The organism is Kangiella geojedonensis, from assembly GCF_000981765.1.
Lineage (GTDB): Bacteria > Pseudomonadota > Gammaproteobacteria > Enterobacterales > Kangiellaceae > Kangiella > Kangiella geojedonensis.
In genome coordinates, this window is sequence record NZ_CP010975.1 from 1,957,818 (window position 1) to 1,978,098 (window position 20,281).

Consider the following 20,281-nt stretch of genomic DNA (forward strand, 5'->3'; position numbering starts at 1 on the left):
GACTAACCCAGCCCGCTTAACGCAAACTGAACCTTGGCCTGTTCAAGCAGCTGACGCGTTTCATAAACAGGCAACCCCACAACATTAGTATAACTACCACTAATCGTTTCTATCAGGCTACCACCGATTCCTTGTATGGCATAACCACCAGCTTTCCCCAGCGGTTCTTGAGTTTGGCAATAAGCCTCGATGGTCTTTTGCTTTAATGCTGCAAAAACAACGTCTGTTTTAACCGTTTTTTGTAAGAAACCACCACTCACAGCCAAAACCACACTCGACATAACCGTATGACGGTCACCGCTTAATCGCAGTAACAGTTCTGCCGCATGCTCAAGATCATTCGGTTTGCCTAATGGCTCTCCCTGATGAGCCACCGTCGTATCCGCACTGAGAATAGGTAGTTGGTTAGGGTTATCCAGTGACTTAAGGGCTGACTGAGCTTTGCCTAGAGCAACTCGCTCAACATAATCAAGCGGCGACTCATCCAGCAAACGAGTTTCATCAAAGTCGTTTGCAATTTGAATATAGTCCACTCCTAACTGCGTCAATAACTCCTTTCTTCGAGGAGAACCAGAAGCCAAGTAAATTTTTGAGTAATGAGTACTCACTTATTGCACCTTAAAATAGCGTCGGATGTCACGCAGCAAAATAAACAACCAGGGCCAGAGCACCGCATCGATAGCTGCCGAAATCCAGTAAGTCCAAGTACTTTCTGGGCTACCGGTGACTCTTGATAGCCATAGCACTAATGCCATATATAGCAAAGCGATACCACCCATAGTCAGCGCTTGTTTCCAAATAGGGTAAATTCGAATTCTGAGGTAGTTCAACTGCAAGATGAAAGCAATGACACAAAGGGTAAAACTGTGCAAACCAAGAGTACTTCCCAGTAGTGCATCAAAAATAAGCCCCCAAATGAATGCCCATAACAAACCAATTCGATGTGGCAGAGCAATGACCCAGTAACTGAACACCAGCAAAATCCAATCGGGACGATATGGCGACCAAGATTCTGGTAAAGGAATAACCGTTAGGATTAAAGCAATAATAAAGGTAAGGATGATGACCCAAGTACCACGCTTTTGTTTACTCTGCATCGGAGGCCTCCTCTATAGCATCGGCGGTATCATCGTCACCCTCTCCTTTTGAAGACCTGGCTTTAGTAGCTTTCTGAGGGTCGTGATATGGCCAGAGCAATAGGACATGGTTTGCGCGGTTAATATTTGCGGTTGGCTCAGCAAGAATTTCCGCATAAGGTTGAGCAGATTGTCGTATCACTGAAATGACCTTAGCCACAGGATAACCATCAGGAAACTTTTGTCCCAAGCCCGAACTTAAAAGCAAATCACCTTCTTCGATATCAATCGTGTTTGGCAGGTGCCTTAAATAAAGCGTGCGTCCATTACCCTGAGCAATTGCTCGAACACCATTCCTATCCACTCGCACAGGAATCGCATGTTTTTGATCGTTAAGCAGAATCATACGAGAGGTCGATGTAGACACTTCAACGATTTGCCCCATGATACCCTCGGCATCAACCACAGGCTGACCTACAAAGACGTCATCAATACTGCCTTTATTCAATAACAACTCATTGGCAAACAAGCTGCTATCGATATTAAGCACTTCCGCAATAACGCGTTTACCACGAAGCGTCCGCGACGATCCTAATAATGATCGAAGTCTAGCATTCTCAGACTCTAAGCCGATTAATCTTTGATTCTGAGCTTTCAGAATGAGTAATTCATCTTTCAGACGTCGGTTTTCGTTGAGCAGATCATTGCGACTAACGATGTTGCTGTCTGCCCATGAAGCGACTTCATTCGGCAGGTTGGCTAAAAAATAAATCGGTGCCAATACCGTGGAAACACCTTTACGGGCGCTACTTAAGTAATCATAGCGGTAATCAAGTACCATCAAAATAGCAGCTAAAATCAAGCTTAGCACCAGCTGCAAAACCAGTGATGGGCCTCGTGCGAATAGATTTTTAATGGCCTACTCCTCCCGAGAGAGTAAATTCTTATGGTTAGTCCACGTCAATAGACTTTAGTTTAGCAATTTTTATGTGATACATACAAAAATCGGGCAATCTAAGTGCCCGATTTTAATGGAATTTTTGTTCAATCAGTCATCTGAGAACAAATCACCACCATGCTCGTCGATGGTTTCTAAGACTTTACCACCGCCACGCGCCACACAGGTTAGTGGATCTTCAGCGACAATGACGGGTAAACCCGTCTCTTCCATCAGTAAACGATCAATATCGCGAATCAAGGCGCCACCGCCGGTTAAGACCATGCCGCGCTCGGAAATATCGGAGGCTAGCTCAGGTGGCGATTGCTCCAATACCGTCTTAACGGCTCGGACAATGCTATGAAGTGGATTCTGCAATGCCTCAAGAATCTCGTTACTATTAATCGTAAAGCTACGTGGAATACCTTCTGCCAAGTTACGACCACGCACATCCAGCTCACGAACTTCTGTGCCAGGATAAGCAGTGCCGATTTCATGTTTAATGCGCTCAGCAGTCGCTTCACCAATGATGGTGCCGTAATTACGACGAATATACTCGATGATAGCTTCATCAAAACGGTCACCACCGATACGTACAGAGTCTGAGTAAACCACACCATTCAAAGACAAGATCGCGATTTCAGTTGTACCACCACCGATATCCACAACCATCGAGCCGCGTGCTTCATTAACCGGTAAACCAGCACCAACAGCTGCTGCCACAGGCTCTTCAATTAAGTAGACTTCGCGTGCGCCAGCGCTCAACGCTGACTCTTTAATGGCACGACGCTCAACCTGAGTCGAACCACAAGGAACGCAGACCAAAACACGAGGGCTTGGACGGAAAAAAGTGTTGTCATGAACTTTACGAATAAAGTGCTGCAACATTTTTTCAGTCACTTCGAAATCAGCAATTACGCCGTCTTTCAAAGGACGAATCGCAACGATATTGCCAGGCGTACGACCCAGCATTCTTTTCGCAGCTTCACCGACTGCCGCAATCGACTTAGCGCCGCCAGAGCGGTCTTGTCGAATAGCGACCACTGAAGGTTCGTCAAGAACGATTCCTTGGTCACGAACATAAATCAAAGTATTTGCCGTACCCAAATCAATAGACAGGTCGGTAGAAAAAAGGCCACGTAATTTATTAAACATCGGAGGAGGTTTCCCGCTTAAAACTTGTTTTACTCAAATTCGTTAAAATAATTGTCATTCAAAAGGGCTTAAAACCAATAGCGACAAGGCTTGTGAGAATATTCTCAATCGCGTTACTCTAACAATACTCGTCTAACTCGGCAAGCTTAAAAGCCTAGCATATAAGATTATTTTCACAGATTGGCGACTTAGTATGACTTTTGCTCCCAGCCACCTATAGAAAGACCCAGTTTCACCGTTAAAGTTCCGGCTTTTGTCCACAAGTTACGCGATCATGCCCTGAATAGTCGCTCAAAGTTTCAACGTGGACAAAACCGTGACTCTGAAGAATCGCCCTGACTTTTGGCCCTTGCTCATAGCCATGTTCAAACATCAACCAACCTAAAGGTGTTAAGTGAGTCGTTGCTTGCTGAGTAATTTCTTTAATATCAGACAACCCCTGCTCTGCGGAGACCAAAGCCGATGTTGGCTCAAACGTCAGGTCCTGAAGATGAGGATCGTCTTGGTCGATATAAGGTGGATTACTCATGATGAGATCGAAAGGCTCACCCTGCCAGTCGCGAAGCCAGTGCCCTTGATGACAGGTAACATTATCCAGCTTGTACTTCTGACGATTGTACCCGGCGACGACAAGAGCATCTGCGCTCAAATCCATAGCCCATACCCGCGCCTTAGGTCTTTCTGACGCGACTGCGAGCGCAATAGCGCCAGTGCCCGTGCCTAAATCCACAATTCGATGACTATCTTGCGGAGCGACTTTTGTTAACGCTAACTCAACCAGGTGCTCGGTTTCAGGGCGTGGTATTAACGTGGCAGGTGTTACTTTTAACGATAAAGTCCAGAAATCTTGTCGCCCAACAATATAAGCGACCGGCTCGCCGTTACGTCGACGCTCAACTTTCTCTTCGAACGCACGCATTTGTTCAGGCGTTAACGCTTTATCGGACCAAGTTTTTAACCAAGTTCGGTTTTGTTGTACGGTCTCGGCGAGTAACACTTCAGCGTCGAGTTTAGCTGTGTCAAACATCTTGAGCTGTGAAACAGCCCAAGACAGAATGTGTTCAACGGTTTGGTTCAAAATGATGCGGGAGGCAGGATTAAGACTGGCCCGAAAGCGCTGCTAACTGGTCAGCTTGATGCTCTTGCACCAGAGGCTCAAGGATTTGATCAATATCGCCTTCCATAATCTCATCAAGCTTATACAGCGTTAGATTAATACGGTGATCGGTCATGCGACCTTGAGGATAATTATAGGTACGGATACGGTCTGAGCGGTCACCAGTACCGACTAAGTTACGACGCATTTCGGTCTGCTCAGACTGATGTTTCGCTTCTTCGGCTGCCTGCAAACGAGACTGTAATACCGACATCGCTTTAGCACGGTTTTTATGTTGCGAGCGCTCGTCCTGACATTCGACAACCACACCCGTTGGCAAGTGCGTAATACGAATCGCAGAGTCAGTTTTGTTCACGTGCTGACCACCCGCGCCTGATGCACGGAACGTATCAACTTTTAAATCACTTGGATTAATATCAATCGCATCGACTTCATCCGCTTCTGGCATCACAGCCACGGTACACGCAGAGGTATGAATACGGCCTTGTGACTCAGTTTCCGGTACGCGTTGTACACGATGGGCGCCTGATTCGAATTTCAGATGCGAAAAGACCGCATCACCGACGATACGTAAAATAATTTCTTTGTAACCACCCTGCTCGCTCTGACTTTCACTGATGACTTCTACTTGCCAGCGTTTCTTTTCCGCATACTTACTGTACATACGGAATAAATCACCCGCAAAAATAGCCGCTTCATCACCGCCAGTACCCGCACGAATCTCTAAGAAGGTGTTTTTGTCATCATTCGGATCACGCGGCAGCAGTAATTTCTGCAAATCAATTTCAAGCTGCTCGATGGTAGCTTTAGATGCTTTGAATTCTTCCTGAGCCATTTCTCGCATGTCTGGATCATCGTCTTTCAGCATTTCTTCTGCATTTTGAAGATTTTCTACCGCTTCCTGATAATCTTGAAAAGCTTTAACCACTTCTTCCAGCTGAGAATATTCTTTCGACAAGTCGCGAAATTTATTTTGATCAGAAATAATCTCTGGGTCGCCTAACAAAGCTTCGAGTTCTTCGTGGCGATCAACCAGACCTTCTAGTTTTTGACTGACAGAATCCTGCAACATGCTATTTCTTTGTTCCTATCGGTATAATTCTTTATAAAACAATGATTAAAGTAATGTTTTACTTAATCATCTGAGTTTTTGTCAAGCTGAAACAATTGACGAGTAATGTCGTGACGATCCAATTCCTCGTCATCTTCTCTTAGCCACACCATCGGCTGGTGTAAGAATTTCTTCGTTAAGCGGTGTGAGAAATGCTCTAACGCCGCTTCTATATCATTACCATTTTTCAACTGAGCCTTGGCTCGCTCAAGTTCCGCTTGAGCAATGTCAGCAAACATTTGATGCAGCTCACGAACTGTATCATGTTTTTGACGACCCGCGTGCCACTTCTCGAAATCTTCTGCGAACTCATCCAAGATGACCAGTGCTTCTTCAGCCGCTTCTTGGCGCGCCTGCAAATTCTCCTGAATAACGCCTTCTAAATCATCAACGCTATAAAGGTAGACATCATCCAGCTTTGCCACCGAGCTTTCAATATCACGGGGTACCGCCAGATCAACCATGAACATGCTCTTGCGACGACGTTCCTGAATGGCTGTTTCGACCATACCCTTGCCGATAATTGGCAACATGCTTCCGGTTGAGCTAATCACAATATCCGCCTGAGCTAAATAGTGGGGTATGGCATCCAGCCCAACCGCCTTTCCCTCAAACTCATCGGCTAATTTGTGAGCGTTCGCTAGCGTTCGATTCGCCATAACCATTTGCTTAACGCCGCTCTGTTCTAAATGGCGCGCAGCCAGTTCAATGGTTTCACCAGCACCGACAAACAAGACGGTTAATTTAGAAAAGTCGGCGAAGATATGCTTAGCCAGCGTCACTGCGGCATAAGCCACCGACACTGGGTTCGATCCTATGTCAGTTTCATGACGCACTTTCTTGGCTGCGGCAAAAGCCTTTTGGAACAAACGCTCCATGATCTGCTCTACCGTGCCAGCACGTTTCGCTTTCTGGTAGCAGGCTTTGAGCTGACCTAAGATCTGTGGTTCACCAAGAACCATCGAATCTAAGCCACTCGCCACTTTCATCAGATGCTTAACCGCATCCACACCTTTATGGTAATAAATAACCTCGTCGAGATCGTCACTCAGCTCTTTCTTAGCTTTGAGCCAATCCAGCAACTGTGCTTTTATCTGCTCATGTTGGTGCGATTCATTCGATAAATAAAACTCAACACGATTACAGGTCGACAACAAAGCCACCTCTGAACCCTGGGTCTGCTGTTTGACCTCAGCCATGATTTCGCCGAGTTCATGATCGGCAAAGGCCACCGTCTCACGGATGGCAAGCGGTGCAGTTTTATGGTTAATTCCCAAAACAATCAAAGACATAGGTTTGAAACAGCTATCAAAAAGGTCACTCACTAAAGGCGCGGCATGACTCATGAAAATGCCTAAGGCATGCAATTGGCGCGAATTATAACACCGCTTCAAGATGTCTGCTAATTTTAAACATTCGTAAAAACTACATTTTTACACTGTACTCGGCTACCTTTCCTGATACTCTGTTTTAACTATGTGGAGCACTTTCACAAAAAGTTTACTGGAATCTTTTATACTGGACGTATGAACAGACTTTTCTCGGCTAAAACCCTATTCGTTTCAATATGCTGTGTATTGCTCGCCTCCTGCGCCACCACACAGCCACAAAAGATTGAAACACCCACGGCATCCAGCACTTCCCAAGCGCCGGAACACCCTTCTGTGGCTAATTTATCTGCCGAGGATCGGAGCCAACTGTATTTCAGTATTTTGCTGGCGGATATCGCCAACAAACAAAAACTCTACGATGTAGCCCAAAGCAATTATTTTTACGCCGCCGAACAAACCGGCAGCAAAGAACTGTCGTCGAGAGCAGCCATGGTTGCCTTGATTGAGCGCGACTACAATAACTCGCTGGAAGCTACTGAGTTATGGATGGCATCAGCCCCAGACGATAAAAACGCTTACAAAATAGCTCTAATCGCTAGTTTAGCTCAAGGACACACAGAGCAGGCCACAGCTTATTTACACCAACTGTTACCCTTGCTTCCTGAGAATGAAGACGAAAAGCTGTATGAACTCCTCCGCATGGCCAGCTTTCAAGAAGAAGCCGATTTCGTTGCATTCTTTGAGCAAGTTAATACCCCGCTTGAGTCACCACATATCGCCACAGCCGAAGCTTATTTACGCTTAAAGTCAGGGCAACCGTTGGAACAATTTGCTCGTATCCAGCAGTTGCTTGATTATACTCTGGCTGAGCGCCCTAACTTTTTATCGGCCATCGAATTAAAAGGTGAAGCACTCGCCCTTCACTCCAAAGAAAAACGTCAGCAGTACTTAAGCCAAGTACTTCAGAACAACAAGCTGTCGCTCGAACAAACCTACAAAATAGGCGAGCTTCTTTATACACAACGTAGCTTTTCGGAGGCCTTAATCGCCTTTAAGCGGGTTCTTAAAGAGCGTCCACAGGATCAACAAACACTATTTTTAGAAGCCAGCAGCTACTACGCCATGGAAGACTATCAAAAAGCGAGTGAACACTTCTGGCAGTTAGCAAAGAATAACTACAAAAAAGAAATCAGCAGTTACTATTGTGCCGACTCTGCTGCTCGTGTGAATGACTTTGTTAAAGCCTACAGTTGTTACGAAATGGTGCCTGTTGGCCGTTACTATATGACCGCACGGACTGAACTGGCTCAGCTATACGCCGAGAAAGATATGATGCAAGCGTCCGTCAATAGCCTTCGCCAAGCACAACGTAAGGTTGGCCTTGATGATCGCCAACGCTTGCTGGAGTTTGAAATTAACTTGTTAACTCAAGCTGGGGATTATGAACAAGCTGAACGCCGTATTACTTCGGCGCTCCAAGTCAGCCCTAATAAGCCCTTCTTGTTTTATCTAAAGCTACAACTATTAAATCAAACCCAATCGGTCACAGAATTTGTGCAATCGGTAAAAACCCTGCGAGCCAATAGCGAGGCCGAACAGCTTAAAGTGGATATCACCTTAATCGGTGCAAACTTCTTACAGGGCCGTAACAGTTACCTTATCGCTTACCAGCTGATCGAAGAAGCAGCAGCGGAACATCCAGACAACATCGAGCTGCTGTATAGCAAAGCATTGGCGGCGGAGCCGTTAGAGTATTACAGCTCGATGGAGCGTGATTTACGCCAAGTGTTAAAGATAGATCCTGACCATCATCATGCTAAAAACTCGCTGGGGTATACCCTAGCCGACTTAAACCGTTCGCTGGATGAAGCGAAAGAGCTGATCGAAAGCGCCTACAAAGAACAACCAGACAATGTCGCCATTCAAGACTCCATGGGCTGGGTTCATTACCGTTTAGGCAACTACGATGAAGCGCTCAAATTCCTTGAAATGGCCTATGAACAAGAAGCCACTCCTGAAATTGCATCACACCTAGGTGAAGTGCTGTGGAACATGGATTTACAAGAGCGAGCGATTGATGTTTGGCAAAAAGCCTTGCGGATGAACCCTAATAACCAGTATATTTTGCGGACACTCAGACGTTTTCCTGAAGCGAAAGTACTGACTGATTAATTAAATCAGCTTTCAGCTGACTATAGCTGACAGGAACAACTCCCGATAATGACTGATAGCGACAGCTCTTATGCCGACAACCTTAATGTATACAAAAATAACAAAAAATCTTTGCCTCTCAGTTTTCTTGATACTCTTTATAGCCGCTTGCGAAACGGTTCCTGTAAAACAAGAAACCACCGTTTGGGATGATCCCTTGTGGCAAAAACACTACAAGCTCCTAAAAACGTTTGAGCAATACCAGATAAAAGGCCGAATCGGCATCACCCATCCTGATGATAGTTTTTCATCAAACTTCCTATGGCAACAGCAAGAACCGAACCACTTTACCTTTCGTATGTATGGTGCCTTTGGCCAAACCTACATGATTCTTAAAGTACAACCACACCTCAGTACTTTAGACACGGGCGATGACGAGCATTATGAGGGTGTTGATGCTCGCCAACTGCTGTACGGTGTATCGGGCTGGGATATTCCAGTATCGCTGATGCAAGACTGGATAAAAGGTCTACCCACAGGCATCAATAAAAGCGATCTGCGGATAAACGCCGACGGCACTTTGCAACAAATCAAATACCTGGATTACGTGGTCGATTTTGTGCGTTACGACGTTGCCGAACTGCCTATAGCAGCGAGTGGAGATGCTGGCGATAAAACCATTGAACTCAAAATGCCGGATAAAATCCGCATCGTTCAAAACAATGGAGCGCAGGGCGAAAACAAAATCGTTCTTTCCATCCGCTCTTGGGATATAGCGCCAAGCGGAGATTAACTGATGACCTTTGCTCACTCCACAGGATACACCAACCCACAGGGGTACTCCTACTGGCCAGCCCCGGCGAAATTAAACCTTGAGCTCAGAATTCTCGGTCGTCGCGATGATGGTTACCACGACTTACAGACCCTTTTTCAGCTCTTAGACTGTGGTGATGACATTTGGATAAAGCCCAATGACTCAGGCCAAGTCACACTCCAGTCTGAATATGATGAAGTTCCCAGTGACGATAATTTAATCATTAAAGCAGCGCGCGCGCTTGAACCGTTTAAAGGGAAGCACCAAGGCGCTGACATTCGTCTCAATAAAAAACTTCCTTCAGGCGCCGGACTAGGCGGTGGTAGTTCTGACGCAGCCACAACCTTAGTCGCTTTGAATCAATTATGGGATATCAAACTCCCTAACGAAAAGCTTTGCGAACTGGGGAAAAGTCTCGGCGCTGATGTTCCGGTATTCGTCAAGGGTAAAACTGCGTGGGCGGAAGGCATTGGTGAAATTTTAACCGAGACAGAGGTACCCGAAAAGTGGTACTTAATTGTCTATCCTGATGTAAAAATAAACACTTCGATAATTTTTTCGCATCCAGCGTTGACAAGAGACAATAAACCGATTAAATTACGCGCCTCTCGCACAGAGGCAAGTTTAGAACTTGGTTACAACGCCTTTGAGCCTCTTGTCGCGAAGCTATATCCAGAAGTACGCGAAGCCCTTGAGTTTCTTAGTAAATTTGGAAAAGCAACGCTGACAGGAACTGGAAGTTGTGTGTTCTTAACCTTTGACAAAGAGCGAGAAGTCCGTAAAATAGCGGCACTGTGCAAGCAGCGCTGGCTAACCTTAACAGCACGAGGCATTAACACTTCACCGCTGATTTAAGGTGCAACATTGCAGGGGTATCGCCAAGCGGTAAGGCAGCGGCTTTTGATGCCGCCATTCGTTGGTTCAAATCCAGCTACCCCTGCCATTTTCTTTACTTAAACATCAACTCTCTGCTTGTGAATTTGGGGCAAAACACAGGGCTTTCCGATGTCAGATTTAATGCTTTTCAGTGGTAACGCCACTCCTGATCTCGCTCAACGAATTTCCACCTACTTAAAAGTTCCTCTCGGTAAAATCACCTCGTCTAGCTTTAGCGATGGCGAATGTAATGTTGAGATCCTTGAGAACGTTCGTGGTAAAGACGTTTTTATTATTCAATCAACCTGTGCGCCTACGAATGACAACTTGATGGAGTTGATCATTATGGCTGACGCGTTAAAGCGTGCTTCTGCCAAGCGTATTACAGCGGTTGTTCCTTACTTTGGTTATGCACGTCAAGACCGCCGAGTTCGCTCAGCGCGTGTTCCGATTAGTGCAAAAGTAGTTGCCGACATGATCAGTGGCGTCGGTTTTGACCGCGTACTGACGGTAGACTTACACGCCGACCAAATCCAGGGCTTTTTCAACATCCCGGTAGACAACGTTTACGCGACTCCCGTACTTCTTGACCATATCGCATCACAATCTGGCAAAAACCTGATGGTTGTTTCTCCAGATGTTGGCGGTGTGGTACGTGCACGCGCTATCGCTAAGCGTCTTAATGATGCCGACCTATCGATTATCGACAAACGTCGCCCACGCGCCAACGAAGTTGGTGTGATGAATATCATTGGTGACGTGAGTGGTCGTGACTGTGTCATCGTCGATGACATGGTCGATACTGCGGGAACCCTATGTCAGGCAGCGAAAGCGCTGAAAGACAATGGCGCCAACAGCGTATCAGCCTACGCGACTCACCCAGTATTATCGGGCAAAGCTATCGATAACTTGAACAACTCAGACTTAGATGCCTTAGTCATTACCAATACGATTCCGTTGAGCGAAGAAGCTCAATCGTGTGACCGTATTGAAACTCTCGACTTAGCACCGCTTTTAGGTGAATCCATTCGCCGTGTGAATACGGAAGAATCGATTTCGACGATGTTCTTGGACTAAGCTCCTAGGCTAGGTTTCTCAAGCTAGAACCTAACGCTCGAACACCTTTATATAGCACTAAAATCCCGCGCACTGTCGCGGGATTTTTGTATTTGAAGCCTTCTAGCGCAAAAAATCCGTAAAATTCCCTAAAAAGCTAGGAATTATGCCTAAATAGGCTAGCTTATTGCTTTTGGATCACGGTATAATTCGCGTCCGATTTTTTCGGGTTAAGCTTGGTCGCAAGGCTTAACCATTTATTTACTCAACTTGTGGAGAAACACAATGAGCGATTTTACATTAAAAGCTGAATCACGCAGCGATATAGGGAAAGGTGCGAGCCGCCGCCTACGTCGTCTTGCGGACAAGATCCCTGCTATCGTTTACGGTGGTAAAGAAGACGCTAAGTCAATTACCCTTGAACACGATGAAATCAACAACATGTTGGATGACGAAGCAGCATACTCTTCAATCATCAACTTAGTTATCGACGGCGAAACTGAAGAAGTTCTTATCAAAGACCTTCAGCGTCACCCGTTCAAACTAAAGTTATTGCACGTTGACTTCAAGCGCATCGTTCGTGGTGAAAACATGGAAGCAAACGTTCCATTACACTTCATCAACGAAGACAAAGCACCTGGTAAGAAAGAAGGTGGCGTAATGTCTCACCAATTAACAACGGTTGAGATTTCATGTCGTCCACGTAACTTACCTGAGTACATTGAAGTGGATCTTGGCGAAATGAACATCGGTGATTCTATCCACTTGAGTGAAATCACGTTGCCAGAAGGCGTTGAACTAGTTGCCTTCATGCACGGCGATGTTGAAGATAACGACCTAACTGTAGCTAACATGGTACCGCCAGCTGTTGAAGAAGTTGAAGACGACGCTGACGAAGTTGATGAAACTGAAGTTCCAGCTAGCGAACAGAAAGGTGACGAAGGCGATTCAGAAGAAAAGAACGAAGATTAATTCTTCGTTCTAACTGAACGTTTTCAGTTAGACTGAATAATGTCTAGCATCAAGTTAATTGTGGGCCTGGCCAATCCAGGCTCACAATATCAAGATACCCGTCATAACGCTGGTGCCTGGTATGTCGAAGAACTGGCACGGGCTTATAATATCCCCTTCAAAGTCGACAGTAAGTTTCATGGCCTATTCGCCAAAGGCTTAATTGGCTCTGAAGATATCAAATTACTGATCCCCTCCACTTTTATGAATCTCAGCGGTAAAGCCATTCAGGCCGTCGCTAGTTTTTATAAAATTGATCCTGAGGAAATTCTTGTCGCGCACGACGAACTCGATATAGACCCAGGAACGCTAAAGCTTAAAAAAGGCGGCGGACATGGTGGTCATAACGGTTTACGCGACACCATCAGTAAACTTGGTAATAACAAAGAATTTATGCGATTACGCGTCGGCATTGGCCACCCAGGTCATAAAAGCCAAGTCACAGGCTATGTGCTCGGTAAGCCAAGTCCAGACGACCGTAATGCAATCAATTTAGCAATCGACGAAGCGGTACGCGAAACCCCAACGCTATTAAGTGGCGACTGGGATAAGGCCGTACATCGATTACACAGCGTAAAAGCAGGCGCTGAATAACCCAATCAATCGTAGAGAGAAGTAACATGGCACTAAATTGTGGAATCGTGGGCTTGCCCAATGTTGGAAAATCAACACTTTTCAATGCACTGACTGACGCAGGCATCGACGCTGCCAACTACCCTTTCTGTACTATTGAACCGAATACCGGCGTGGTGCCAATCCCTGACCCGCGTTTAGACGCTATTTCAGCAATCGCTAAGCCACAAAAGATCTTACCGGCTACGATGGAGTTCGTAGACATCGCAGGCCTAGTAGCGGGCGCCTCAAAAGGCGAAGGCTTGGGTAACAAGTTCCTAGCCAATATCCGTGAAACTCACGCTATCGCCCACGTGGTACGCTGCTTCGACAACGACGACGTGGTACACGTCGATGGTAAAGTTGATCCACTGGCTGACATCGACACCATTAACACCGAGTTAGCGCTAGCGGATCTAGAAGCCGTTGAAAAGCGCATGATAAAAACGGCGAAAGTCGCTAAAAGCGGCGACAAAGACGCTAAAATCGAGTTAGAGCTGTTAGAAAAGTCAAAAGCCTGTCTCGACGAAGGTAACGCCCTTCGCAGCATGGACTTGGACAAAGACGAGCGTAAATTAATGCGCAAGTTCCAGTTAATTACGATTAAACCGACCATGTACATCGCCAACGTCAGCGAAGACGGTTTTGAAAACAACCCACTACTTGACCAAGTACGTGAGTTCGCTGCTTCAGAAAACGCCGAAGTAGTACCAATCTGCGCCTCTATCGAATCTGAAATCGCCGCCCTAGACGATGAAGACAAAATCGACTTCCTAGCCGACCTAGGCCAAGAAGAGCCAGGTTTGAACCGCGTGATTCGTGCTGGTTATAACCTACTTGAGCTACAGACTTACTTCACCGCAGGTGAAAAAGAAGTTCGCGCATGGCAGGTCAAAGTCGGCGCCACAGCTCCACAAGCCGCTGGCGTGATCCACACAGACTTCGAAAAAGGCTTCATCCGCGCCGAAGTCGTGGCTTATGACGACTACATCGCTGGAAACGGCGAAGCAGGCGCTAAAGAAGCCGGAAAATGGCGTCTAGAAGGCAAAGACTACATCGTCAAAGACGGCGACGTCATGCACTTCCGCTTCAACGTATAACAGATGACAAAAAAGGCGCATATTTTCACCCGAAAGGCTTGACATAAAGCCCCGAAATCACGAAAATACGCGCCACTGAATTAAGGCTATGTAGCTCAGCTGGTTAGAGCACAGCATTCATAATGCTGGGGTCGGTGGTTCAAGTCCACCCATAGCTACCATATATATCAAAGGGTTACGTCATTTTTCGTAACCCTTTTTTATTGCCTGAAAAAACGTAAGTCCACCGTAAGTCCAACGTAGATTAATAAAACACCTCTTTTTTTATACTTATCTCTTCCATAAACACCTGTTTAGAGGTTAGATAAGGTATATTTTTTCGCAAAAATGAAAATGCCATGTGTGGACTAATTGAACTGACACAAAAGCCAGCTAAAAAGGTCGAGAAAACTCTGGATCTACAAGTGCCACTAGAGCTAGGTACATTTCGTTGCTATAAACCTGTACAGATAGTCTTGAATGACGGCCAGACCAACAATGTCATTAAAGCAATGTGGCAGTTTTTATTGGAGAATAAGTCAAGAGAGTGGAAAGCTAGCAAGTACACTTCTTTTAATAGTCGTTGGTATGAAGGGAAAGGCTTTAAAAAGTCATTTACTAAGGCGTACCGTGAATCCCGCTGTCTAATACCTGCTAGTGGGTTCGTGGAAGGAATGAACAAAGTCTATCACTTGCTAAAGCCCATAGATGGAAGTCCGATATACTTTGGAGGCCTATTCAAGCAATGGGGTGATCCAGAGAACCCTGTATATTCTGCCTCTATGATTACCATTCCCCCACACGAAAAGTTAGCCAATATTCATAAAAAAGCCATGCCTTTAATGATACCTTATGATGATTTAACAATGTGGCTAGATTCAGACCTTACCAACACAGACGCTTTCAGCGACTTTATGCGCCCACAATTAAAGCAAGACTTTGATGCAGTTCAGATAAGGGGGTGGAGGGACCTAACACCTGTAAGCGATAAAGTTCTAATAGAGTCAGATTTAAAATAAAGCATTATTTACAAGACAATATGCAGTAAAGTGAAAAGTTAAAACACAGAAGTTAGGCGGATGCTGGCGACTACCTTCAAAAAATATGAATAAGACTGCTGAGGTAATTTATTTAGCTTCGCTACTATCAATAAAATCTAAGGCTGAAGATATTGCAAATTTTCTTATTTTGAAAAAGCTATTAACGTCAATAATATCCCTTGCCATTTCTAAAACAAACTTCTTCTTTATCGATTTAGCATCTAGCTCTCCTTCCCCTTCCCTTTGTTCTAATATTTCAGAAGTAAGCTTTGATGCATTTTGCATAGCCTGATCTCTAACATGGCCCCTACTAGCATCTCCTCTTAGAGCCTCAGCTAACGATTCACTACTACCAATATCTATCAAAGCGTGTTCAATTGGGATTAAATTTTCACTCATTTCCTCAGAAATCCAAGGTGAATAATCTATCCTGATGCTTGCTAGCTCCCTTCCCATATTCGTAGCTTCCTCACAAGCTCCTCTAGCAAAGAGCTCTCCAATAACCTGATGAAGTTTTGCTATATAGGTTTGGCAAAATTCAGCATGCTTCTCGAATATTACTTCAGCCATAGGTGATTGTGAGGCAAGCTCAAACATATGCTGGTTACTCTGTAGGTATTTTTGTCTCTCATAAGCTACACTATCAATAAGAATCTTAGCTACTATACTCAAACTTGCAATAACCCCAGGTACTGCAAGAAAACCTTTGAACCAACTGTCATCATCTGTAACTAAAGCTATCCAATAAGAGACAACAGCCAATAGAATTAATAAGATGTACGCACCAGTTTTATTCATAGAATTTCCTTAAAGGTTATCACAAGCGCCTAACAAGCTTTTTGCATATCTAAAAGCTCTAGTAGTTACTATATCCATAGTCACAAATGAAATAGTATTAATCAAATACAAGGTATTTAATATTAAACACAATATTAGTGGTGTTCGTCCTATCTCGGAAAAAATAGAAGAGGATACAAATGTGAGTGTCGTGAGAAAAATCAGATAAATTAGGCACAATAAAGATATAACTATAGCAGCAGATTTCAATGCAAATAAATTCCTCATAAATCCATATGCTACATTATCCGCAAAAACTAGGGGGAACTTATTGTTGTCTCGAGTAGATTCTCTTAAATAGTTAGTAGCAGAACGATACTTTTCATCACTCCCATGAGGGTCACTACTTTCCTCATCATATGTTGGCATTTGGATGTTAAGTGCCAGTGACAAGAAGTCATGGTACCTCTTCTTGGTGATATTATCGATACGATCATCATGATGTCGTAAGATTATAGTTGTTGGCTCCGCACCAAGATACTCAAATATTTTTGTTTGTATTTTATTACCAATCAAAGATACGTAATTTGAAAGTAAAAATAACAAGCCTGTCCAACCTAGAAATGTGTAAAGATATTGAACTGTACTCAATAACTCTCTATGTACTAGTGTTATTAGTGCGATTGGTATAGAAATATACGCTAAAGGTAATATTCTTGCCTTAAAATTGTAAATATTAAACTTATTAACCATCTGCAAGTAATTCCCTCCACTCATTTGGTATAGCAAGCTGAACAGTTTCATCGTTATTAGATACTGTCATTAGAGCAAATGGGGTGCTTATTTGCCTTTCAATTGTTTCTTTCATTTTTATATCTTTACCAGAAAACTTACTTGTACCAGAGGGGTGAGTATGCCAACTCCCTACAAGCTGTAACATACCTGCCGATCTTTCTTCAATATTTTTATGTTCTTCACTACTTTCAGCACTAGGCAACTCTAACTCAAATTCGGTAGCTTTAGTTGGATTTACTTCAGTCTCCTTAACAATAACGATCCTTTGCTCTTTAAGATTTAACCTACCATATAAAAATCCTCCACATTCAACTGGCGAGTTTGCATGTAATTTACCTCTAATTGATTGGATTACATCATCACAAATACTTATCTCCCAACCTTCATTTTTTATTTTTTTAAAATCCGATACTTGAAACTGAGTACATCCAAGAGATAACCCATCTTTATTGAGTGAGTTAACCCATATAGAGTTATTAATTTTATTATTCTTTAGTATACAATTAACTACCGCGTTAAAATTAGAAACATGATTTCTAATATAACTTACAGATAAACGTGTTGTTATAGAAGAGCAACTCATTCCGACCATTGTTGCTGTTGGGTTAGCCTCTGAGTTTAACCAGTCTTTTACGAAATCTTCCTCTAAACTTTTCATTAGTAAATAAACTTCAAGGTCCTCTAGGTTGCATTCAGCTTTATCTTTGGTAAATAGTAACACGCCAGTTTTACCTTTGTTTGATATGTAGCATCTTGCAACTTTGTTTACAGGAAGCGAATCTAAAGAATAAATGGTGTCTTTGTCAGCTGTTGCATCAATAACCAAATCAGAATTTACAAGTTGACTTTTTATTTCATCATCTATGTTCCTAAGCTCATTAGTGGATGATGTAATATTCCCATAGCCGTTATTTAATAAGTGCTCCTTGAGCTGATTTGACTTCCCCCACCCAATATCAGATTTCTGTAAAACATGTCTTGATATATTATGGGTCTCAAATTTATCATTATCTATTAATAATAAATTTGATCTACCCTCCCTAGCTAATGTATCTGCCAAATGTGATCCAACAGAACCACATCCTACTATTGAAATAGTACCATCACCGCTTTCTTCAATCCCAGATATCATTTTTGACAACTCTGCAGTTGGATTAGGAGTAATACTTAACTGCTCAACCTCTTTTATATCGGTCATCCCTGAATCTTGACTGTAGTGAACATGAATGACAAAAGAAAAAAGCTCAACTTTTCTGGCCTCGCCTGTTGCATCCGTAGGGATTTCTTTAATTAATTCTATTGTTCTTGGAATAGCAACAACCAGTATCATTTTTAATGGACTTTTAATTTCGCGACTTTTATCTAAGACTATCCTTTTTAATTGTTCAAATTTTTGCCCTACACCATGAACGTTACAAAATTCTTTTAAACTTTTTGAAGAGTTGATATTTCTTAAATAGCGTGCATCAACTTCGTTTACTTTATCAATATATATCCCAGACCATATTGTATCTAAATAAAACTCAGCATCATCCTTATCTTTCTGTTTAAATGAAATACTTGGTAATTTTGTTAACTCAATATTATTTAATTTAAATGAATAGACTCTTCTGCCGTTAAAAACAAAACTAAATCCAGAAATACGCCCAAAACAAATACCTGAACGTTCCATTTTCTCATAAAAAAAACGTTGTAGCTCACCAATGTTTGTTACCAAAACATTGTCACTTACAAATGGTGTTGGCTCCCAACCATCATAATCCAGAAACCCACTTGCAGCATCAGTAAGCCACTGGGAAAGTACTTTGACAACTCCTCTAATACCAATATCCTTATACATTACATTCGCACCAAGTCGAGACACACATATACTCATTGGTGAATTTTCATTAACTGGATTTAAATGTGGAAGATCCTGAGGAAAGTCTATGCGGTCCGAATATATAGATGGCGCATCTACTGCTTCTCGAAATACAAGAACAATCTTTTCTTCAACTTGAATATCTTCTCTTATTGTTCTTCTTGGAATATCCCTTCTAACGCATAAAGCAAAAATAAATGAATCATTAAAGCGCCTTATAGTAACTTTCCCTAAAACATTTTCACTTTGGATTAACTCAAAGTATTCAGACTGTAATTTTTTAGGAAGAGCTTTTACCTCTATTTCCACGCCTAGTTCAGATATTAGTTTAATTTTATTATTAACCATAAGTGAACGGAGTTCTATTTACTTGTTCTTTTTGCATTTTTGTATTTTTTTTATTAAATCCCTTTTCATCAAACTCAAATACTACTTTTCCAGGTTTTCCGTTATCATTTACAGCTGTGTTTATAAATCTTTCTTTATACTCAAAACTTTTATGCTCCTTTAGAATACCAAGATACTTTTGCTTGGCTTCATAAGAAGGGGGGTTGTCAGCATCATCCTTAACTTCTTTGCTACTACAAACTATGAAGCCATCACAGTTTTTATCTATTTTACTTAAAGCATTTAAAGCACCATCAGAATATATATACTTTTCGTCTTTTTCTTTTCGAGCTATACATTTTCTTGAACAATGATGAGGTGCTAGCAATATTGACCAGCTTAACTCTTCATCTTTGAAGTCTTTTCTTATGCGCTCCCACACATTAACTCCTGCATCCCCTCCCAGCAAAATGTAACTACTTTCACTATTACTAATATATTCCCATCTTATTACTATGCTACTGTCATTACTGGAGTTAGGGGTTTCTTTATCTTCAGCTTTAGGAATATTAGCCTCATCTTTCGTCGGAGCCAGTAATTTCCATTTTAAATTATCTGTTAGCTCCCCGTTTGGAGTATCTTCTACACTCATTACCAATAAACTATTGCCATCCGAAGACGAAACCTTTTTATTTCTTCTCTTTATTTCATTTAGAATTGGTTTTGAATCTTCTGTATCATAGTTTGGCTCTATACAATATTGGCTACACCATATTTCCTTTACAAGAATTTTTCCCGACTTAGGATTGTATGTAGATGGATCACCAAGATGAAATAAGTCCTTCGTGCCACTAATATGATCTTTATCTGGATGTGTACAAACAAAAATATCTAGCTCGTACCTATCACCGACTCTACAAGCATCTTTGATATCTTGCCTTATGTCGTAATCCTCCGAACTATCTTCTTCTGAAGACTTTCTATGGTTAATATCAGTCAAAACTGTCTTACCATCCAACTCAAATAAAACAGTATCTCCATTACCGACAGGGAAAAATGAGACTTTATCTTTATTCATGATCGCTCCTAGCTTGTTGTTCTAGGCCTATATGGGGGCTTCATTAGTAATTTCAACGGAACGCATCACATTTTATT

At 43.0% G+C, this 20,281-nt stretch carries 19 protein-coding genes and 2 tRNA genes; 10 read left to right on the plus strand and 11 right to left on the minus strand.

What is annotated here, in order from left to right:
- Positions 1 to 2: 2 nt before the first annotated feature.
- From TQ33_RS08835 to hemA, 7 genes are all read right to left on the minus strand, one after another.
- Positions 3 to 608: a Maf family protein gene (locus TQ33_RS08835; RefSeq protein ID WP_046561731.1), complete on the minus strand. Its 606-nt coding sequence runs from the start codon at positions 606 to 608 to the stop codon at positions 3 to 5.
- Positions 609 to 1,097 carry a rod shape-determining protein MreD gene (mreD, locus tag TQ33_RS08840; protein ID WP_046561732.1) on the minus strand — a complete coding sequence of 163 codons (489 nt, stop codon included), beginning with the start codon at positions 1,095 to 1,097 and terminating at the stop codon, positions 609 to 611.
- The gene (mreC, locus tag TQ33_RS08845) at positions 1,087 to 1,992 is read right to left on the minus strand and encodes a rod shape-determining protein MreC (RefSeq protein ID WP_071841109.1); all 906 of its coding nucleotides are present in this window, start codon (positions 1,990 to 1,992) and stop codon (positions 1,087 to 1,089) included. The genes mreD and mreC overlap by 11 nt, the downstream gene beginning before the upstream one ends.
- A 132-nt stretch (positions 1,993 to 2,124) precedes the next feature.
- Complete coding sequence (locus TQ33_RS08850; protein ID WP_046561734.1) at positions 2,125 to 3,168, minus strand: rod shape-determining protein; 1,044 nt, start codon at positions 3,166 to 3,168, stop codon at positions 2,125 to 2,127.
- A 238-nt stretch (positions 3,169 to 3,406) separates the two neighbouring features.
- Positions 3,407 to 4,246 carry a peptide chain release factor N(5)-glutamine methyltransferase gene (gene prmC, locus TQ33_RS08855; protein WP_228640108.1) on the minus strand — a complete coding sequence of 280 codons (840 nt, stop codon included), beginning with the start codon at positions 4,244 to 4,246 and terminating at the stop codon, positions 3,407 to 3,409.
- A gap of 19 nt (positions 4,247 to 4,265) precedes the next feature.
- A complete protein-coding gene (gene prfA, locus TQ33_RS08860) occupies positions 4,266 to 5,354 on the minus strand; it encodes a peptide chain release factor 1 (protein WP_046562417.1) in 1,089 nt (362 codons plus the stop codon).
- A gap of 65 nt (positions 5,355 to 5,419) precedes the next feature.
- Positions 5,420 to 6,688 (minus strand): glutamyl-tRNA reductase, encoded by a 1,269-nt coding sequence (gene hemA / locus TQ33_RS08865; RefSeq protein WP_046562418.1) that lies wholly within the window; start codon positions 6,686 to 6,688, stop codon positions 5,420 to 5,422.
- 234 nt (positions 6,689 to 6,922) lie between these two features.
- Between hemA and TQ33_RS08870 the strand changes: the two genes are divergently transcribed.
- From TQ33_RS08870 to TQ33_RS08915, 10 genes are all read left to right on the plus strand, one after another.
- A complete protein-coding gene (locus TQ33_RS08870; RefSeq protein ID WP_046561736.1) occupies positions 6,923 to 8,899 on the plus strand; it encodes a tetratricopeptide repeat protein in 1,977 nt (658 codons plus the stop codon).
- 127 nt (positions 8,900 to 9,026) lie between these two features.
- The gene (gene lolB / locus TQ33_RS08875) at positions 9,027 to 9,671 is read left to right on the plus strand and encodes a lipoprotein insertase outer membrane protein LolB (protein ID WP_267283363.1); all 645 of its coding nucleotides are present in this window, start codon (positions 9,027 to 9,029) and stop codon (positions 9,669 to 9,671) included.
- A gap of 3 nt (positions 9,672 to 9,674) precedes the next feature.
- The gene (ispE, locus tag TQ33_RS08880) at positions 9,675 to 10,547 is read left to right on the plus strand and encodes a 4-(cytidine 5'-diphospho)-2-C-methyl-D-erythritol kinase (RefSeq protein WP_046561737.1); all 873 of its coding nucleotides are present in this window, start codon (positions 9,675 to 9,677) and stop codon (positions 10,545 to 10,547) included.
- A gap of 13 nt (positions 10,548 to 10,560) precedes the next feature.
- Positions 10,561 to 10,635 (plus strand) — tRNA-Gln (locus TQ33_RS08885).
- A 62-nt stretch (positions 10,636 to 10,697) separates the two neighbouring features.
- The gene (locus TQ33_RS08890; RefSeq protein ID WP_046561738.1) at positions 10,698 to 11,645 is read left to right on the plus strand and encodes a ribose-phosphate pyrophosphokinase; all 948 of its coding nucleotides are present in this window, start codon (positions 10,698 to 10,700) and stop codon (positions 11,643 to 11,645) included.
- A 264-nt stretch (positions 11,646 to 11,909) separates the two neighbouring features.
- Entirely contained in the window at positions 11,910 to 12,596 is a 687-nt protein-coding gene (locus tag TQ33_RS08895) for a 50S ribosomal protein L25/general stress protein Ctc (protein ID WP_046561739.1), read from the plus strand.
- A 39-nt stretch (positions 12,597 to 12,635) separates the two neighbouring features.
- Complete coding sequence (gene pth, locus TQ33_RS08900) at positions 12,636 to 13,229, plus strand: aminoacyl-tRNA hydrolase (protein WP_046561740.1); 594 nt, start codon at positions 12,636 to 12,638, stop codon at positions 13,227 to 13,229.
- 26 nt (positions 13,230 to 13,255) lie between these two features.
- Positions 13,256 to 14,347, plus strand: coding sequence for a redox-regulated ATPase YchF (gene ychF / locus TQ33_RS08905; RefSeq protein WP_046561741.1), 1,092 nt, complete (start codon positions 13,256 to 13,258; stop codon positions 14,345 to 14,347).
- An 84-nt stretch (positions 14,348 to 14,431) separates the two neighbouring features.
- Positions 14,432 to 14,508 (plus strand) — tRNA-Met (locus tag TQ33_RS08910).
- Between the two features lie 177 nt (positions 14,509 to 14,685).
- Positions 14,686 to 15,345, plus strand: coding sequence for an SOS response-associated peptidase family protein (locus tag TQ33_RS08915; protein ID WP_052735266.1), 660 nt, complete (start codon positions 14,686 to 14,688; stop codon positions 15,343 to 15,345).
- A 108-nt stretch (positions 15,346 to 15,453) separates the two neighbouring features.
- On the opposite strand, the gene TQ33_RS08920 is transcribed toward TQ33_RS08915, so the two are convergent.
- From TQ33_RS08920 to TQ33_RS08935, 4 genes are read right to left on the minus strand one after another with little or no spacing between them, the layout of a single operon-like run.
- On the minus strand, positions 15,454 to 16,164 hold the full coding sequence (locus tag TQ33_RS08920; protein ID WP_046561742.1) for a hypothetical protein: 711 nt from the start codon (positions 16,162 to 16,164) through the stop codon (positions 15,454 to 15,456).
- 9 nt (positions 16,165 to 16,173) lie between these two features.
- A complete protein-coding gene (locus TQ33_RS08925) occupies positions 16,174 to 16,896 on the minus strand; it encodes a hypothetical protein (RefSeq protein ID WP_046561743.1) in 723 nt (240 codons plus the stop codon).
- Positions 16,889 to 19,147, minus strand: coding sequence for a ThiF family adenylyltransferase (locus TQ33_RS08930; RefSeq protein ID WP_046561744.1), 2,259 nt, complete (start codon positions 19,145 to 19,147; stop codon positions 16,889 to 16,891). Before TQ33_RS08930 ends, TQ33_RS08925 begins: the two co-directional genes overlap by 8 nt.
- Positions 19,140 to 20,204: a ComEC/Rec2 family competence protein gene (locus TQ33_RS08935; protein WP_046561745.1), complete on the minus strand. Its 1,065-nt coding sequence runs from the start codon at positions 20,202 to 20,204 to the stop codon at positions 19,140 to 19,142. Before TQ33_RS08935 ends, TQ33_RS08930 begins: the two co-directional genes overlap by 8 nt.
- Between the last annotated feature and the right edge of the window lie 77 nt (positions 20,205 to 20,281).

Excerpts from the sequence above, each read along its gene's own strand:
- TQ33_RS08870 (WP_046561736.1), top strand. The coding sequence starts at position 6,923 with ATGAACAGACTTTTCTCGGCTAAAACCCTATTCGTTTCAATATGCTGT.
- hemA (WP_046562418.1), bottom strand. The coding sequence starts at position 6,688 with ATGTCTTTGATTGTTTTGGGAATTAACCATAAAACTGCACCGCTTGCC.
- pth (WP_046561740.1), top strand. The coding sequence starts at position 12,636 with ATGTCTAGCATCAAGTTAATTGTGGGCCTGGCCAATCCAGGCTCACAA.
- ispE (WP_046561737.1), top strand. The coding sequence starts at position 9,675 with ATGACCTTTGCTCACTCCACAGGATACACCAACCCACAGGGGTACTCC.
- TQ33_RS08935 (WP_046561745.1), bottom strand. The coding sequence starts at position 20,204 with ATGAATAAAGATAAAGTCTCATTTTTCCCTGTCGGTAATGGAGATACT.
- TQ33_RS08850 (WP_046561734.1), bottom strand. The coding sequence starts at position 3,168 with ATGTTTAATAAATTACGTGGCCTTTTTTCTACCGACCTGTCTATTGAT.
- mreD (WP_046561732.1), bottom strand. The coding sequence starts at position 1,097 with ATGCAGAGTAAACAAAAGCGTGGTACTTGGGTCATCATCCTTACCTTT.
- TQ33_RS08895 (WP_046561739.1), top strand. The coding sequence starts at position 11,910 with ATGAGCGATTTTACATTAAAAGCTGAATCACGCAGCGATATAGGGAAA.
- ychF (WP_046561741.1), top strand. The coding sequence starts at position 13,256 with ATGGCACTAAATTGTGGAATCGTGGGCTTGCCCAATGTTGGAAAATCA.
- TQ33_RS08930 (WP_046561744.1), bottom strand. The coding sequence starts at position 19,147 with ATGGTTAATAATAAAATTAAACTAATATCTGAACTAGGCGTGGAAATA.
- TQ33_RS08920 (WP_046561742.1), bottom strand. The coding sequence starts at position 16,164 with ATGAATAAAACTGGTGCGTACATCTTATTAATTCTATTGGCTGTTGTC.
- TQ33_RS08915 (WP_052735266.1), top strand. The coding sequence starts at position 14,686 with ATGTGTGGACTAATTGAACTGACACAAAAGCCAGCTAAAAAGGTCGAG.
- TQ33_RS08925 (WP_046561743.1), bottom strand. The coding sequence starts at position 16,896 with ATGGTTAATAAGTTTAATATTTACAATTTTAAGGCAAGAATATTACCT.
- TQ33_RS08890 (WP_046561738.1), top strand. The coding sequence starts at position 10,698 with ATGTCAGATTTAATGCTTTTCAGTGGTAACGCCACTCCTGATCTCGCT.